This is a genomic window from Arsenophonus endosymbiont of Crataerina pallida (genome assembly GCF_964020125.1).
GTDB classification, from domain to species: Bacteria; Pseudomonadota; Gammaproteobacteria; order Enterobacterales; family Enterobacteriaceae; genus Arsenophonus; species Arsenophonus nilaparvatae.
This window is the reverse complement of record NZ_OZ026540.1, coordinates 1,607,482-1,623,089: the sequence shown is the minus strand read 5'-3', so window position 1 is coordinate 1,623,089 and position 15,608 is coordinate 1,607,482. Positions and strand designations below refer to the sequence as shown.

16 protein-coding genes and 1 pseudogene are annotated in these 15,608 nt (G+C 36.6%); 13 read left to right on the top strand and 4 right to left on the bottom strand.

The annotated features are described in order from the left end of the window. The first annotated feature begins 2 nt into the window (after positions 1-2). From AACL31_RS08730 to AACL31_RS08690, 9 genes are read left to right on the top strand one after another with little or no spacing between them, the layout of a single operon-like run. Entirely contained in the window at positions 3-974 is a 972-nt protein-coding gene (locus AACL31_RS08730; RefSeq protein WP_339053482.1) for a phage protein, read from the top strand. Beyond that, positions 974-1,726 (top strand): Gp138 family membrane-puncturing spike protein, encoded by a 753-nt coding sequence (locus AACL31_RS08725; protein ID WP_339054000.1) that lies wholly within the window; start codon positions 974-976, stop codon positions 1,724-1,726. The genes AACL31_RS08730 and AACL31_RS08725 overlap by 1 nt, the downstream gene beginning before the upstream one ends. Further along, complete coding sequence (locus AACL31_RS08720) at positions 1,727-1,888, top strand: hypothetical protein (protein WP_339053369.1); 162 nt, start codon at positions 1,727-1,729, stop codon at positions 1,886-1,888. It abuts the gene before it with no gap. A 13-nt stretch (positions 1,889-1,901) separates the two neighbouring features. Then, positions 1,902-2,255 carry a hypothetical protein gene (locus AACL31_RS08715; RefSeq protein WP_339053480.1) on the top strand — a complete coding sequence of 118 codons (354 nt, stop codon included), beginning with the start codon at positions 1,902-1,904 and terminating at the stop codon, positions 2,253-2,255. Continuing rightward, on the top strand, positions 2,255-3,445 hold the full coding sequence (locus AACL31_RS08710; RefSeq protein ID WP_339053936.1) for a baseplate J/gp47 family protein: 1,191 nt from the start codon (positions 2,255-2,257) through the stop codon (positions 3,443-3,445). The genes AACL31_RS08715 and AACL31_RS08710 overlap by 1 nt, the downstream gene beginning before the upstream one ends. Further along, positions 3,442-4,095, top strand: a complete 654-nt coding sequence (locus AACL31_RS08705; protein WP_339053703.1) for a DUF2612 domain-containing protein — start codon at positions 3,442-3,444, stop codon at positions 4,093-4,095. Before AACL31_RS08710 ends, AACL31_RS08705 begins: the two co-directional genes overlap by 4 nt. 8 nt (positions 4,096-4,103) lie before the next feature. Continuing rightward, positions 4,104-4,298, top strand: a complete 195-nt coding sequence (locus AACL31_RS08700) for a hypothetical protein (protein WP_339053935.1) — start codon at positions 4,104-4,106, stop codon at positions 4,296-4,298. Beyond that, a complete protein-coding gene (locus AACL31_RS08695) occupies positions 4,213-5,301 on the top strand; it encodes a phage tail protein (protein ID WP_339053934.1) in 1,089 nt (362 codons plus the stop codon). The genes AACL31_RS08700 and AACL31_RS08695 overlap by 86 nt, the downstream gene beginning before the upstream one ends. Next, positions 5,301-5,921: a tail fiber assembly protein gene (locus AACL31_RS08690; RefSeq protein WP_339053374.1), complete on the top strand. Its 621-nt coding sequence runs from the start codon at positions 5,301-5,303 to the stop codon at positions 5,919-5,921. The genes AACL31_RS08695 and AACL31_RS08690 overlap by 1 nt, the downstream gene beginning before the upstream one ends. Before the next feature lie 483 nt (positions 5,922-6,404). Here the strand turns inward: AACL31_RS08690 and AACL31_RS08685 are convergent, their stop codons facing one another. Then, positions 6,405-7,163, bottom strand: a complete 759-nt coding sequence (locus AACL31_RS08685) for a glycosyltransferase family 4 protein (RefSeq protein WP_310511203.1) — start codon at positions 7,161-7,163, stop codon at positions 6,405-6,407. Positions 7,164-8,252: 1,089 nt separating this feature from the next. Between AACL31_RS08685 and AACL31_RS08680 the strand changes: the two genes are divergently transcribed. From AACL31_RS08680 to msrA, 3 genes and pseudogenes are all read left to right on the top strand, one after another. Further along, positions 8,253-8,624 carry a YcgJ family protein gene (locus AACL31_RS08680; protein ID WP_310513299.1) on the top strand — a complete coding sequence of 124 codons (372 nt, stop codon included), beginning with the start codon at positions 8,253-8,255 and terminating at the stop codon, positions 8,622-8,624. 1,984 nt (positions 8,625-10,608) lie between these two features. Next, a pseudogene (locus AACL31_RS08675) lies at positions 10,609-11,115 on the top strand (oligopeptide:H+ symporter); the annotation flags it as partial. A gap of 296 nt (positions 11,116-11,411) precedes the next feature. After that, complete coding sequence (gene msrA / locus AACL31_RS08670) at positions 11,412-11,951, top strand: peptide-methionine (S)-S-oxide reductase MsrA (RefSeq protein WP_339053933.1); 540 nt, start codon at positions 11,412-11,414, stop codon at positions 11,949-11,951. 174 nt (positions 11,952-12,125) lie between these two features. Here msrA and AACL31_RS08665 read toward each other — a convergent pair whose 3' ends face one another. The 3 genes from AACL31_RS08665 to AACL31_RS08655 all read right to left on the bottom strand — a co-directional run bounded on the left by AACL31_RS08665 (position 12,126) and on the right by AACL31_RS08655 (position 13,667). Further along, positions 12,126-12,530, bottom strand: coding sequence for a hypothetical protein (locus AACL31_RS08665; RefSeq protein ID WP_339053932.1), 405 nt, complete (start codon positions 12,528-12,530; stop codon positions 12,126-12,128). A 300-nt stretch (positions 12,531-12,830) separates the two neighbouring features. Next, positions 12,831-13,280, bottom strand: coding sequence for a DUF3757 domain-containing protein (locus AACL31_RS08660; RefSeq protein WP_310513243.1), 450 nt, complete (start codon positions 13,278-13,280; stop codon positions 12,831-12,833). 123 nt (positions 13,281-13,403) lie between these two features. After that, positions 13,404-13,667: a hypothetical protein gene (locus AACL31_RS08655; protein WP_310513242.1), complete on the bottom strand. Its 264-nt coding sequence runs from the start codon at positions 13,665-13,667 to the stop codon at positions 13,404-13,406. 329 nt (positions 13,668-13,996) lie between these two features. Here AACL31_RS08655 and AACL31_RS08650 point away from each other — a divergent pair, with 329 nt between their 5' ends. After that, complete coding sequence (locus AACL31_RS08650) at positions 13,997-15,520, top strand: peptide MFS transporter (protein ID WP_339053931.1); 1,524 nt, start codon at positions 13,997-13,999, stop codon at positions 15,518-15,520. The last annotated feature ends 88 nt before the right edge of the window (positions 15,521-15,608 follow it).

The following is a 15,608-nucleotide window of genomic DNA, read 5'->3' as shown; positions in this document are numbered from 1 at the left end:
TTATGTCAAAAAACTGGATACGAAAATGCTCACTGATTGTTTCTGATAAAAACGGGGAAGGTATTGAGCTATCGGATTTTCGCGCCACGTTCAATATCACGTGGCCAGATACGCGTTACCCTCGTGCGGGGGTGTTTAAAGTCTGGAATCTGAGAAAAGAAACCGTCAGTCAAATTCAGGCGAAGGAGTTTGTTAACATTCAGCTCATGGCAGGCTATCAGGATAATACGGGTCTGATATTTACTGGAAAAATCCGCTACACGATTTCAGGTAGAGATAATCCTACTGACACGTTTGTTATTGTTCAGGCGATTGATTCTCATGAGGCCTATGACTACGCCACGCTAAATACTACCTTAAGCGCAGGGCATACTCAGGCAGAGCAACACAATACGTTACTGACAGGGCTTACCCCTTACGGGATTGTCAAAGGCGTGACGCCTGAGTTTGATAGTATCCGCTTTCCAAGGGGTAAAGTCTATTTTGGTATGGTTAGGGACGCCGCTGATAATCTGGCAGGGCAATGCCTTGCCTCGTGGCAATACATTAACGGCCAGCTCGTGATGGTGCCGGAGAAGAATTATATCCATGAAGCGATTGTCCTGAATAGCGCAACGGGCTTGATTGGCTTACCGCAACAAACGATTGAGGCGGGGGTGAATGTGCGTTGTTTGATTAACCCAAACATTCAAATCAATGGGCTTATTCGTCTTGACCAGGCGTTAATCTATCGCACGATGTTGCCCAACAGCGATATCGCTTTGGGGTACAGCAAGTTAAGCGAAAACGATGACGGCGGCTTACAGCAAACCCAAGGCGCTGTTTCACAACCGGCCAGTCTTTCCACCGATGGGGATTATATTGTGAAAAACATCACGTATTCCGGCGATACGCGCGGCAAGCCGTGGTATATGGATTTGGTGTGTATTGCCAAGGGATCAAATGACCGAATCGATATCAAGAAGGTGGGATGATGGCGATTTCCGTATCAGCGCGCACCGGCGACCAACAACAACTGCTTGAAGTCTTTCGCCATGCGATTTCGTCACAACTTCGCGTCGCGATGCCGGCTATTGTTCAATCCTTCGATGCCAGCAAAGTCACTTGTGTTGTACAACCAGCGATAAAGGGAGCCTTGACGGATACCAAAGGGAATAGCCAGTCGGTGAATTTGCCCCTGCTAGTTGATGTACCGGTTGTGTTCCCGCGCGGTGGCGGTGTCACAATGACCTTCCCCATTAAAAGCGGTGATGAGTGTCTGGTGGTGTTTGCAGATAGATGTATTGATTTTTGGTGGCAAAACGGCGGGATACAAGAAGCGATCGACCCCAGACAGCATGATTTATCAGATGCCTTCGCTTTCGTCGGTGTGCAATCACAAAAACAGAAGATAAGCCAAATTAGCACCGATGCAATGCAGTTAAGAAGTGACGATGGCGCAACCTATTTTGAAGTAAACCCGACAACGCAAAAAATGAAAATTGTCGCCCCTGGGGGGCTTGAAATTATCACACCGGAAGCTATTTTTTCGGAGAGAATTACCGTAAAAGGACTATTGAGTTGGCTAGGTGGCATGGTAGGTTCAACGGCCTCCGGTGTGGCTGCAAAAATCACCGGTGCGATTGAGTTTTTGGGCACATTGACCGCCAACGGCAAACGGATTGACGACACACATACCTACAAAGGTGTCAAAGCCGGTGGGGATAATTCAGGTGAGGTAAATTAAATGAAAGAAAGCGTTAATATTTTTTTCGGCGGTTCATATTTACACAAACTAAAAACCTCATGGCGACTTCTGGGCGTGATTTTTTTATTAATCATCAATGAAGAGCCATCCTTAAAGTTAGAAGACATCAAGGTAGTTGAAAAAAATAAAAAGCAACAGTAAAAGGACTCTATTGATGCGTTATCGACGAGAAACGACTAAAGGCGACTACAGCTTTGGTCAAGGGGATAACACGTTTTTAACCAACACCCCTGATGCCGTCGCCCTTGCAATTAAAACCCGCTTGTCCCTCTGGCAGGGGCAATGGTTTTTAGACCGTGAAGAAGGTACGCCTTGGTTGCAATCGGTATTGGGTAAGCCTTATCGGGAGGCTTACGGTATGACCCTCAAACAGCGCATACTGGACACGCAGGGTGTAACCACATTAACCGATTTCAATGTCAATCAAAATTCAACGACGCGAAAACTGACTATCAGCACAAAAGTACAAACCCAATACGGCGAAACTTCTTTTACCCACGAGGCATAATGTTAAATCTTGATACGTTAGCGTTGTCAGCGAAAGTGACTGACGATGGCATCAGTGCGCCGGATTATCAGACGATACTGATGCGATTAACCGATTTTTTTCATGAAATTTATGGGCAGGATGCGTATTTAACGCCGGATAGCAAAGACGGCCAGATGATAGCCATTTACGCACTCGCTATCCACGATGCCAATAATGCGCTTATCGCCACCTACAACAGTTTTAGCCCGAGTACCAGTACAGGGGCTGCACTTTCAAATAATGTCGCCATTAACGGCATTTCCCGTCATGCATCGGGGTACTCGAATGTGGATGTCGTATTAACGGGGCAAGTGGGTACGGTGATAAAAAATGGCCGTGTGCGCGATAAAAACGGCAATATCTGGCGGTTACCGAAAACGGTTACGCTCGATACGCACGGTGAAGCGACGGTGACAGCGGTTTGTCTGGTTGCCGGAAGTGTTACCGCATTGACCGGTGAAATTAACGAGATAGCCACACCCACGCGAGGCTGGCAAACGGTGAGCAATCCAAAATCCGCAACACAAGGCAGGCCGATTGAAACGGATAATCAGTTACGGGAACGGCAGCGAAAATCGGTCTCACTCCCTTCACGCACGGTACTGGAAGGTATACAGGGCGCGATTAGTCTCATATCAGGGGTGACGAGACAACGCGGTTTTGAAAATGACACCAGTAAAACGGATAAAACCGGTATTTCTCCGCATTCCATTGCGATGATAGTCGATGGTGGCGATGTCACCACGATTGCCAACGCAATCTCACAAAAGAAAACCCCAGGTGCAGGCACGTATGGTGATACCGCCGTGACAGTAAAAGACCGTTACGATATGCCAATTACGATTCGCTTTTCCCGGCCTAAAACGGTTGAGGTACACGTTGAAATTGACTTAACGGCGTTTTTAGGATTTACCACCTTAACCGGTGATAAAATCCGACGTAAAGTTGCAGACTATATTAACCAGCAACTCATTGGCGACAATCTGTATCTGACCCGTCTTTACTCCCCGGCAAATCTGCCCGCTGATGAAGAAGGGAAAACGTTTGATATTACGTCGTTAAAGATTGGTCGAACACCAGAAAGCGTGAAAGAAGAAAATTTAGTCGTTGCCTTCAACGAAGCAGTCAGTTGTCGTGAGAATAACATCAAACTGGTGGTGACCTCATGAGAGATTACACCGAGTACATTACCCCACAACATCGTCAAGCAGAAAAGTTTACGCAACATATTGAGTTAATGACGCGCGCGCTAAGTGATATTTCAGCTTTGGCCTCACAGCTTAATGCCTTTTTCAGTATTGATACGGCAACGGGTAAACAACTGGATGCCGTGGGTGAATGGATAGGCTTATCACGTTTTGTCAAAACGCCGATAAAAGGGGTCTATTTTTCACTGGATACCGAAAAGGTGGGCTTTGACCAAGGGAGCTGGAAACGGCGCTTTGATGCTGATAGTGGTTTTACTGAGCTTGATGACGAAACCTACCGCTTCATATTAAGAGCAAAAATCCGCGCAAATCACTGGGATGGCACAAGCGAGATGCTCTCAGAAATTTATCAGGGCGTAATCCCTGATGAAACAGTAAAAATCTTTTTTATCGACAATCAGAATATGTCGATGGATGTGTATCTAACCGGTGGCGTCATACCGGAAGTGACAAAAGCCGTTATCAAACAGGGATATCTCAATATCAAGCCAGAAGGCGTAAGACTTAACGCCTACACCGGTTCCGAAGGGGATAACGGTATTTTTGGGTTTGATGTCAATAATCGTTACATCGACGGCTTTGACGTCGGTAGCTGGTCAGTAAAATTATAGGAATAATCATGGCAAAAAATGAAATTTTACCGTTTGGTATAGCCGACGGGGCTAACGTGTTGCCGGCAGAGGAGTATCAGAAACTCACCGCGCGTAATAATGGTTTTAGTGCGGGGGGTGGCACGTTCACAGGAACTCAATACTGTCTGGCGTCAGTCAGCAATGATTGCGCACGTGGTGGCGCAATTTATTGCAGAGACTAATAACAGTGATGTACTGGACGACGGCAACGTTGGCAAACTGAAAGCCGGACTCATCAGTGCCTTATCAAAAAACGTGAATAACACGGTGCCAACTGCCACAAAAACAGTAGCAGGTATAACGAAACTCAGTAGCGCCACTGACAGCAATGACGAAACGCTAGCAGCCACACCTAAAGCGGTTAAAATTGCTTATGACTTGGCGAAAACGGTGAGTATTGATGAAGTCAATAAAAAACTCGATAAAGCAAGCGTCTTGCAAACAACGGGGAATTCGACCGATAAAGTGCTGAGCCAAAAAGCCTGTGACGATAATTATGCTAAGAAAAGTTCAGAAGAAGCTCTCAAAGTTGGAAGACTGAACATTGAATCACCAACGGGTGATACGGTTTTCAATTTAGGTGGCACTAATGGTTCTAGCGGTGCTGAGTTTGCTTACGTCAGAAATTCAAAAAGAACCCAGGTTCACGATACAAACACAAAAACAACGGTTTTGTTTCCGCAAAAATCCGGTGAACTTGCTTTAACGTCTGATGTGGACGCGATTAACAATTATCCGGTCGGCGCGCCCATTCCCTGGCCCCAGGCGACACCCCCTAACGGTTATTTTGTCTGCGATGGCAATAACTTCGATAAAGCCAAGTATCCCCAATTAGCATTAGCTTACCCTTCTGGGAAATTGCCCATTTTGTACGGTGAATTTATTCGCGGGCTGGATTTAGGCATAGGAGTTGACCCAGGCAGAACAGTATTAAGTAATCAAGGTGATGCTATTCGAAATATCACCGGACGCATTGGGTATGCCAGACATGGCGGAACCGAACCACCGATTGCAGGGGGTGATGGCGCATTCCGAAAAGACAGCAATCACAACAGTAATATCGGTAATGGACGAAATGACGATTGGGGCAGCGTCATGTCTTTTAATGCTTCGCGGGTCGTTCCTACCGCAAACGAAAACCGACCGCGAAATGTCGCATTTTTATACATCGTGAGGGCTGCATAATGAAATACAGTGTAGACATAAAAACCACCGAAATCGGTGAAAACGGTTTCGCGAAAAACCGAGGCTGGATAAAAACGTTTATTTGCATGAAGGACGCACCCCATGAATATATCGGTGCAACAATGGAATTTTTGCATGATGGTCTCAGCGTGGGAGAATGTTCTTATACGGATGCGCCAGAAATACCGAACAATGACGAAATCGCCATTATCCGGAGTCTTGATGGTAAACAGTGGCTATATGTTCCTGACCACCGCGGCAAGACGGTATACGATACCAATAATCGTGCTTCCTATCCCGTTGATTATCTCGGCGTGATAAAAACCGGCTTCACCTTGTTAGCACCGGTAACGAAATTCGATAAATGGGATGGCAAAAAATGGGTAACGGATAATCAGGCGATGAAAGCAGACCAAATCAACACCGCAAATCAGACAAAATTACATTTAATCGACGAAGCGGAAACAAAAATTACCTTGCTTGAGCGTAAAGTGCGATTAGGGATGGCCACCAATAGCGAGAAAACCGCGCTACGGGCTTGGGAAATGTACAGCGTAAAACTCAATGATATTGATACCGCCACCGCACCCGAGATTGACTGGCCTAAGAAGCCCGAATAACAAATTAGCCCCATTTCAGGGGCATGATATTAGCAGCGTTGGCGGAAGTTGTTAACTATTAGTTGTTGGTTGAGTGTAAGTGGCTTTGTGAGAGATTGCGGTTTTGTTTTTGGTATTATGGCAAAGATAACACGGGGGTATGAAAAATAATTTGTACATGACTGTGTATATAAAAATAAATTAAGATACATATTTTTTAATTAACCTTTTGACTAATATAATTTATTTTATCTAACTTATTATTTTTTATATTAATAAAATCATTGATTAATACGTAGTTAACTATTTTTACTCAATTGTTAGCATAATGGCAAGTATTTAAATATTACATAAATGTTAATGTTATATCATTAATCGATCAAATAATTATAAAAAAAAGAGAATATTAGTAATTTTTGTAGTTATAAGACAAATAGAGTTAGCTGTCAGCATTAGTTGATAAATTAGCTATCAGTACAGAGTTTTTATTTAATTTGGATGACTTTAATTATTTGTTCGCTCCTGAGAGGCTTTATTATGAGAATTAATATCAGATACTTTGCCAATTTGTAACAGACGGAATAAGCATGACTCGATTGAAAATTTTTGGGTTACCTGAAGTTGTCCTCGTTGTGCCATTTCTTGATATTTTTTAGGTTGTTGTAGAAAATCATTAATAGCTGCTACCCAATTGTTGATATCAGATGGTGGTAGTAATAGTCCATTGCTCTTATGTTGGATAATATCAGGTAGTCCACCCAGATTACTAGCAAAGACGGGCACAGCAAAGAAAAGTGATTCAACCGCTACCATACCAAACGCTTCCTTAGTAGAAGGAATTACGGTTAAAGATGCATATGAATATATGGCAGAAGAAGGAAAAACAATACCGGCTAGCAGTGTTTCAGGCTCTAAATCATAGTCGATAATTTTTTTCTGTAATTTAGCCTTACAAGCGCCATCACCAATAATTAAATAACGAAATGAACGGCCTTGACGCTTTAATTGGGCGAGCGCTGCTAAAATAATATCATGTCCTTTTTCTTCTCTTAGCATACCGACTTGAATTATTATTGGTGCTGTTCCATCGTTTATCCAAGTTAAAATACTATCAGCGACAGGTGTATGATTTTCGGCAACCATTTTAGAAAAATCAAATCCAGGATGAACAACCTTCACCTTTTGTGGCATACAACCAGATTGCAATAATGTTTTTCGCATTGGTTCGCTGGGTACAATGACGTAATCGAATAAGTAATTCATACTGAAGGCTTTTATTTTACCCGACAGATAGGTTTTTTGTCGCAGTACACATGGTCGTTGTTTCTTAGCTAATGTTTTTACTGCGATGGCAAGGTTATTCGCATCATGGCCACTGTGACAAACGGCTAAAATTGTTTGCTGCTGGCGTATTAGTCTGCGTAGACGTATGATTGACGTAGGATGAGCACTATTAGTAAATGAAACATGATAGATAGGAATGTTGTTTTTTTTGCTTCATGTGCAATTTGGCTGTCAATATGGCAAGCTAAAGTTACGTTAAAGCCTCGATGTATTAGGCCTTTCATTTGTAGTAAAGCTTGAGCTTCTTGGCCACCAAAGTTCATCGAAGATTCGGTATAGATAATGGATGTATTCATGATATACCCTGATAATTAGCCCGTTTGTTAATTGACTTGCTATTCAATTAACAAAATAAATAAATGACGTAATATTCTAATTTTTATGTTATTTTGCCAAAAAATTTAGCGTTAGGAATTAGTCATCTGTAATAAAACAGTTCCGCACATAATGTTATGACTTTGTTAAATTAAGGGCGCTAAAGCATAATGTGTTAACTATGCTTACTTTAACTAATTGTAGTATTTTTTTTATAGTAATTTTCCCTCTTATTTTTTCGTAATGTAGATTTTATAGGATCATTTTCTACATTTTGTGATTATTTGTTTATGATTATAAAAATAACAGAGATAAAGATTGTAATGAGATGATGTTAACACTATTTTTTACATAATTAATGCTCATTTTGCTAAATTTAGACAAGTATTATAGCCATCATGCAATTCATTGATAATAAATATAAAATTGTTAAAATATTTAATATAATAGCTATCTGAAATGGTTAAATCGATAATTTTATCATCGTATGGTATTTTATATTTGATACATAATTTAATTAAATAAGCTCAATGGATTAATTGTAAATAACATTTTATTACATTAATGTTAAATAATCGTTCATGTTGTGCCATAGCTCTATTTTTACTCGGGAAAAGGTAAAATAGAAATTTATGTGTATCTTTATCAGTTTTGTATTAGATACTTTATTTATATTTTTTAGTTAGAGGTTAAATGAAGAATATTTTTATGAAAAATTTTATATTATTGTTACTAAGTGTGGTTTTATATTTCTATTCAGCTTTTACTTTGGCCATATCACCAAAATTACTTACTTCACCAGCACCTAATGTATTGTGTGATAGATACATATGTGCTGATAGAATTGAAGGAGTATCGGCCAGTTTAACAGAAAAATATTTAGGCAAAATACAAGCTAAGCGCATATTGTCTCAAGGTTCATTTGATAAAACCGCCTTTACATTTGATAATGGAGTTTTTTGTGACATAAAGGATAAAAAATGCTACGTTGATAGATATTTTAATGAGAAAGGTGTAAGAAGCAAAGTGTGCCAGCAGTACACAAAAAAATTATTTAGTAATTAAATATCAGTAAGAATAGCAAATGGGGTTGTATTTGCTTTTTTATAAATTTAAATATGGCTTTAAAAACGATCTTGTAAAGTTAAAATTTACTTGTTTAATTTAGTATTTTATTAGTTAAAAATCGCTTACTCTTTTTAAGTAAGTTGTGATATTTTTATGGTTATCGAGTTGTAAAATAGAAGCATGAGTTTTAAAAATAGAAAATTTATCATAAAAATTTTTATTTTAATATAAATTCAGCGTAAATTATTGATATAAACGATCGATAATTGCATTACAATAGTTTAAGTCTATCATATATGCAAGTATTGATCGTTTATATCAATTTTTTTTATATGACTATTTTAGGTATGATTTATTCCATAAATTTTGTTTTGGTTTAATTTATAATGATTACGTTAACTAAGATTTATATTTTCTTTTTATGTTTATTACTTGAGGTATTAAATTTTACTCAACTAGAGGACAATGAAAAATGTACCGCTAACACGTTTAAGCAATATGGTATCTGCATTGTTAATAGTGTTAAATCGTCAGCTGTTCTGAGCTATGATTTTTCTGATTATCGGTATTTTATGTTTACCATAATTAGAAAAGTTATAGATAAATATTTTATTAGCATAATTTTTACTAAAGCATATTAAACAATAAAAATAGCTTTAGTCTAAACCAGCATTATTTTTATGGCATGATTGGCGCCAACACTTAGGGATTATTACATCATGGTTTTTTGCAATATGAGTATTTTTTGTGAAAATTTAATAATGATTAAGGCACAGATATAAAAGATAATTTGAAGTCAATTAATAGATTTGTAATATTTTTGGTTGCTAATTTATCGCTCATATAATTTATTATTAATTAATAGTGAATTATATGCTTATAGATTGATTAAAATAAACACTATTTAAAAATACTGATTTTTTTACTCTCGTTTATGAGATTAAAACAAGTAATTTTATCAAAAAATATTTTTTTTCCTTGTGTGTTTAAAGCCAGTCATTTTGGCGATGATGGCTTTTTTTTTGCAATTATGTAAAAGTTAAATTTTATTAATTTAATAATCGAGAATTTTTATTTTATATAATAATAGATATTATATAGACTTTTATTTTTGTAATATCAGTCTTGTAATTAGCACGTTGTAATTGGCGGAAGGTTTTAGTTTTTTTCACTAACATATTACCATAATCAGTATATTATTCTGATTGCAGTGCCCGCTTGTTAAAGGTACGTAAGTAATCATCCGATATTAAATAAATATTAATTATGTTAATGATTATGTTGTTTGTAATATAAGCAAAATTTATTACCAGAAAATGTATTATCAAATACCATCTTATTTCATGTAATTGAAGTGGAAATTAATAAATATTCTTAAAAACAAGCAAAGTCAAAATTTTATGGTAAATGAAATTTATTTTTAATTGACTCCATCTAAATAAAGTTTTATTAATAAAATAAATTATAATGAACTTTAAAGGAGCGTTGAAAAGATGAAAAAAAGATTAATGATATGGCTTCTTTTAGCTTTAATATCGCCAGTTAGTTATATTAAATTAACTATTGATTAAATGCTAAAATATCACCCTAATATGTGATTAAATGATGGCTTTATCGTTTTTTTTACTTCAAATTAAATTTATTATAAACAATATAATAACAATTAGAAAATGAACATTTATCTTATTGATTTACATGATTTTTAAATTTAATTATTATTAAATTTAAAAATTTATATTAACTATATTTTCTGTTTTTAATCTATCTAAGATAGGAAAAATAATATTTTTGTTGACTTTTTTATAAAAAATGGTTTAAATAAAAGTAAATATAGTTTTCTAATAATTAAACATAAAATAATATTGCACGATATTGGATTAACAGCAATATTTGAACTGAAAAAGATAATATTTTATAACTTAAGGCTAATATTTTTTACTTTTATAATTTCACTGGTAGAGTATTGATGGGGAATATTTAGATGCAACGCACAGTAACTAAAACCTTCTTTGGTCATCCCTATCCTCTGAGCTCTCTCTTCTTAACTGAGATGTGGGAACGTTTTTCATTTTACGGCATGCGGCCACTGTTGATCCTCTTTATGAGTGCAACCTTATTGCAAGGAGGAATGGAATTAACAATCGAGCAAGCATCAGCTATTGTTGGTATTTTTGCCGGTGGAGTTTATATTACCTCACTCCCTGGCGGATGGTTAGCTGATAACTGGCTTGGGCAGCGTAAAGCAGTTTGGTATGGATCACTAATTATTGCATTAGGCCATCTCTCCATCGCGTTTTCTGCAATTTGGGGTAATAGCCTATTTTTTATCGGATTATTATTTATTGTACTTGGAACGGGTTTATTTAAAACCTGTGTTACTGTTATGGTTGGCACTCTGTATAGAAAAGATGATACACGCCGTGATGGCGGATTTTCACTGTTCTATATGGGAATTAACATGGGCTCATTTATTGCACCGTTAATTATTAGAAAAATGCTACAAAACGCCGATCAACAAACTATTTAGGCTAAATAATGAACTCCTTCCCCTCGATCGAAAAATTAAGGGGAGCTATTAATAACGGATAAAAATCAAAATGTTGACTATTTTCAGCATCAAAACTATAAGCTAGCCACTTAGAATAGCTATCAACCTAAAACTATATTACAGTAATAAACTAGGCTTAGACGACTCATTTGATATGACAAAAATAGCTATCATCTTTTTTGATAAATCGTATTAATTGATTCTAATTCTATTTACCAGCTTACAAGGCAATCACTATGACTATTGAATATGCAGTAATTAGTGGTGGATGTTTTTGGTGTACGGAAGCGATATTTGAACAGGTAATTGGTGTAAAATCGGTAGAAAGCGGATATACCGGTGGAACTGTAGAAAACCCCACTTATGAACAGGTTTGCTCCGGTAATACAGGACATGCAGAAGCTATTCGCATCGCTTTTGATCCACAGCAAGTAAACTATAATGAGTTGCTAGCTATCCACTTTGCTACCCATGATCCGACTCAGTTAAACCGACAAGGCAATGATATTGGTAGCCAATATCGTTCCGCTATTTTCTTCACCTCTGCGCAACAAAAACAGGCCGCCGAAATAGCGATAAACAATGCCCAACAAACCTATGCAGCACCGATAGTAACGACCTTAGAGCCTTTTAAAAAATGGTATCCAGCAGAAAAATATCATCAAAATTTTTGGCAGAATGAAGGTCAACATAACAGTTATTGTTTAGCTATAATCCCTGCCAAATTACAAAAGCTACGCTCACTTTTTGCTAACAATTGCCGCTCACCATCGTAAGCAAACAGTGAACTTTTAACAAAAGAAATAATTAGCATGGTATTGGGAATTTTTGCTGCTATTTTAATATTGGCAATTATTAATTTTTTATAAATGCTTATTAAAATAACTGCTATTTAATCACTATCGCCTACTAATTATTATCTTTTATCTTCTAAGTGATAATTTCGCGATTCAGCTATGTTTGTTACCTATACTGCGATGCAAGACTTTTAATTCGCCTAAAGTTGTGACTTGTTTTTTTATATCATAATAATTAACGTCATTACGATTCATTTTATCAATTAGTTTATTTAAATCTTTTTTATCAATATTTATTTTATCAGAATTAGAAACCACTTTATAAAGCTTAGTTATTGCCATTCTCATTGTATCCTTACCATTATCCCGAGTACTACGTCCATAGTTTTCCATGTTAGGATTATCTGGTTGATAGTTAGCAGCGGCACTATTTTTTACACTAGCCAATTGATCCGATAATACGTTAGTGTGGCTAATATCACTAACTGTAGCATTCATAGAACTGTCACTTGATAATCGAATATAACCATGTTTATTACCAATACCGAAATTATTCATACACTATTACCTAATAGAAATTAATTATTAATAAATATATGGAAGCGTAAAATCTATACTATTTCATATTAGGCTAAAACCAAAATCCGCTTAATAGAACATTTAGCCTTTATTAATTAGCTTCTTTTTTTAAACAGTATTGACGCTTTCGACTAAATTAAAAATAAAGGTTCCGATCCAATAAAACAGATACCCAATAAAATCAATAGCTGTTTACCATAAAACTGCTATCTGTTGCTTTGAACAAATTGAAGCAATCTTACTGGGACAGAACCAAAAAATTATTCTTTAAAGGATATTTTAATGATCAACTGTAAATATACAATTCTCTGGCGCAGTTTTTTCACAGGCATCATAAATAAGTCCAAAAGGCCCATCTTCTTTTTTCCATAGGTTACCTACAGTTTGGATGGTAAACTCTCTTTCAATTTCATTTTCATTTTCATTCTTTAAAACAAACTTCATATCTAGGGTTTTATCATCACCAACTAAATAGGTACAATGCTGAAACTTGCTAGGAGCCGTCTGACTTTCCTGTATTGCAAGTGCCATTTCAAAAGATTGTACCGCTGCTTTTTCTGCAATAATGCCTTGCAACACCCCACGCCACTCTCCATTTATTCCATCTGCGCGGAAAACACCGCTAGCACCTGCAATTTTATTTAATGCCGGACAATTTTCAGTGGTCTCAGATGTTATAGAAAAACTAATTAATGATACTGCTATTATCAGGGTTACTATTTTTTTCATGTCAAATCCTCCTTATTTATATATTTGTACAAATTACTATTTATATATTTAAGCAGATCATGATTTGTATACCAGAAATACATTAATACAAGATTATATTAACTAAGATATGATTTGATTAATTTACAGTAACAATTGTTTTACAAAATTTTCTGTGATATTAAAATAAAGTCCTAACGGTCCAAATACAAGTGGCTGTTTATCGGCATTAATAATCATCTTATTGGGGGTACTAATCAGATCACACAACTTGTCTTTTTTACATAGTGTTGAATTTTTAAAATCCAAAATAGTGGAAATTTGTTTATAAGCATCTGCTAAATCTAAATGTACTAATTTTTCTGTCATAGCGGTTATGGCTTGCTGTTTAAATTCTGCAATAAACAATATAATAACAATCAGAAAATGAACATTTATCTTATTGATTTACATGATTTTTAAATTTAATTATTATTAAATTTAAAAATTTATATTAACTATATTTTCTGTTTTTAATCTATCTAAGATAGGAAAAATAATATTTTTGTTGACTTTTTTATAAAAAATGGTTTAAATAAAAGTAAATATAGTTTTCTAATAATTAAACATAAAATAATATTGCACGATATTGGATTAACAGCAATATTTGAACTGAAAAAGATAATATTTTATAACTTAAGGCTAATATTTTTTACTTTTATAATTTCACTGGTAGAGTATTGATGGGGAATATTTAGATGCAACGCACAGTAACTAAAACCTTCTTTGGTCATCCCTATCCTCTGAGCTCTCTCTTCTTAACTGAGATGTGGGAACGTTTTTCATTTTACGGCGTGCGGCCACTGTTGATCCTCTTTATGAGTGCAACCTTATTGCAAGGAGGAATGGAATTAACAATCGAGCAAGCATCAGCTATTGTTGGTATTTTTGCCGGTGGAGTTTATATTACCTCACTCCCTGGCGGATGGTTAGCTGATAACTGGCTTGGGCAGCGTAAAGCAGTTTGGTATGGATCACTAATTATTGCATTAGGCCATCTCTCCATCGCGTTTTCTGCAATTTGGGGTAATAGCCTATTTTTTATCGGATTATTATTTATTGTACTTGGAACGGGTTTATTTAAAACCTGTGTTACTGTTATGGTTGGCACTCTGTATAGAAAAGATGATACACGCCGTGATGGCGGATTTTCACTGTTCTATATGGGAATTAACATGGGCTCATTTATTGCACCGTTAATTATTGGACCACTTTATGAAAAATATGGTTGGCATATCGGCTTTGGCCTTGGTGGAATTGGGATGCTGGTTGCTCTACTTATCTTCCGATTTTATGCCGTCCCCCAAATGCGTCGCTATAGTAAAGAAACAGGTATTGATGCTAGTTGGGAACAACCAACCACCGTCAAGCGTAAAAACATTGGTAAATGGATCACATTTGTAATGGTATTATTGGCCGCTATCGTGATATTTATTGCGACCGATATCGTGCCATTTAATGCTACCATTGTGGCCAAAAGCTTTGCTTATATCATTGCCGCCTTTGTTAGCCTCTATTTTATTTATATGTTTTTCCTGGCAGGATTAAATCAAAATGAGCGGATGCGATTATTAGTCTGCCTCATCCTACTTATTTCAGCGACATTTTTCTGGTCAGCTTTTGAGCAAAAACCGACCTCATTTAATATTTTTGCTCGTGACTATACTGATCGCTATCTTAATAATGGCTTCGAAATTCCAACTATTTGGTTTCAATCAATTAATGCGCTTTTCATCATCACTCTTGCCCCGCTATTCAGTTGGCTATGGCCAACAATGGCTAAGCGCAATATAAACCCGACTAGTACCACAAAATTTGTCATAGGTATCTTATTTGCTGCTGCTGGGTTTGCCGTTATGATGCTGGCCGCAAACATAGTTATCATGCATAATGTCAATGTTTCACCTATTTGGTTAATCAGCAGTATATTATTATTAACCTTAGGTGAATTATGTTTAAGTCCAATTGGACTAGCAACAATGACATTACTGGCGCCTAAAAAAATGCGCGGACAAGTCATGGGGCTTTGGTTCTGTGCTAGCGCGTTAGGTAATCTGGTTGCAGGAATTATGGGCGGAAATATCAATAAAGAACAGTTACAGTCTATGCCGGCCCTCTTTTCCCACGTTTCTATTGCCCTAATAATTTGCGCTGCAGTGTTGGCAATCTTAATTATTCCTATCAGAAAAATGCTACAAAACGCCGATCAACAAACTATTTAGGCTAAATAATGAACTCCTTCCCCTCGATCGAAAAATTAAGGGGAGCTATTAATAACGGATAAAAATCAAAATGTTGACTATTTTCAGC

What these genes read in the sequence shown, in the direction of transcription:
- AACL31_RS08730 (WP_339053482.1), top strand. Translation starts at nt 3, where the DNA reads ATGTCAAAAAACTGGATACGAAAATGCTCACTGATTGTTTCTGATAAA.
- AACL31_RS08725 (WP_339054000.1), top strand. Translation starts at nt 974, where the DNA reads ATGGCGATTTCCGTATCAGCGCGCACCGGCGACCAACAACAACTGCTT.
- AACL31_RS08720 (WP_339053369.1), top strand. Translation starts at nt 1,727, where the DNA reads ATGAAAGAAAGCGTTAATATTTTTTTCGGCGGTTCATATTTACACAAA.
- AACL31_RS08715 (WP_339053480.1), top strand. Translation starts at nt 1,902, where the DNA reads ATGCGTTATCGACGAGAAACGACTAAAGGCGACTACAGCTTTGGTCAA.
- AACL31_RS08710 (WP_339053936.1), top strand. Translation starts at nt 2,255, where the DNA reads ATGTTAAATCTTGATACGTTAGCGTTGTCAGCGAAAGTGACTGACGAT.
- AACL31_RS08705 (WP_339053703.1), top strand. Translation starts at nt 3,442, where the DNA reads ATGAGAGATTACACCGAGTACATTACCCCACAACATCGTCAAGCAGAA.
- AACL31_RS08700 (WP_339053935.1), top strand. Translation starts at nt 4,104, where the DNA reads ATGGCAAAAAATGAAATTTTACCGTTTGGTATAGCCGACGGGGCTAAC.
- AACL31_RS08690 (WP_339053374.1), top strand. Translation starts at nt 5,301, where the DNA reads ATGAAATACAGTGTAGACATAAAAACCACCGAAATCGGTGAAAACGGT.
- AACL31_RS08685 (WP_310511203.1), bottom strand. Translation starts at nt 7,163, where the DNA reads ATGAATTACTTATTCGATTACGTCATTGTACCCAGCGAACCAATGCGA.
- AACL31_RS08680 (WP_310513299.1), top strand. Translation starts at nt 8,253, where the DNA reads ATGAAGAATATTTTTATGAAAAATTTTATATTATTGTTACTAAGTGTG.
- msrA (WP_339053933.1), top strand. Translation starts at nt 11,412, where the DNA reads ATGACTATTGAATATGCAGTAATTAGTGGTGGATGTTTTTGGTGTACG.
- AACL31_RS08665 (WP_339053932.1), bottom strand. Translation starts at nt 12,530, where the DNA reads ATGAATAATTTCGGTATTGGTAATAAACATGGTTATATTCGATTATCA.
- AACL31_RS08660 (WP_310513243.1), bottom strand. Translation starts at nt 13,280, where the DNA reads ATGAAAAAAATAGTAACCCTGATAATAGCAGTATCATTAATTAGTTTT.
- AACL31_RS08650 (WP_339053931.1), top strand. Translation starts at nt 13,997, where the DNA reads ATGCAACGCACAGTAACTAAAACCTTCTTTGGTCATCCCTATCCTCTG.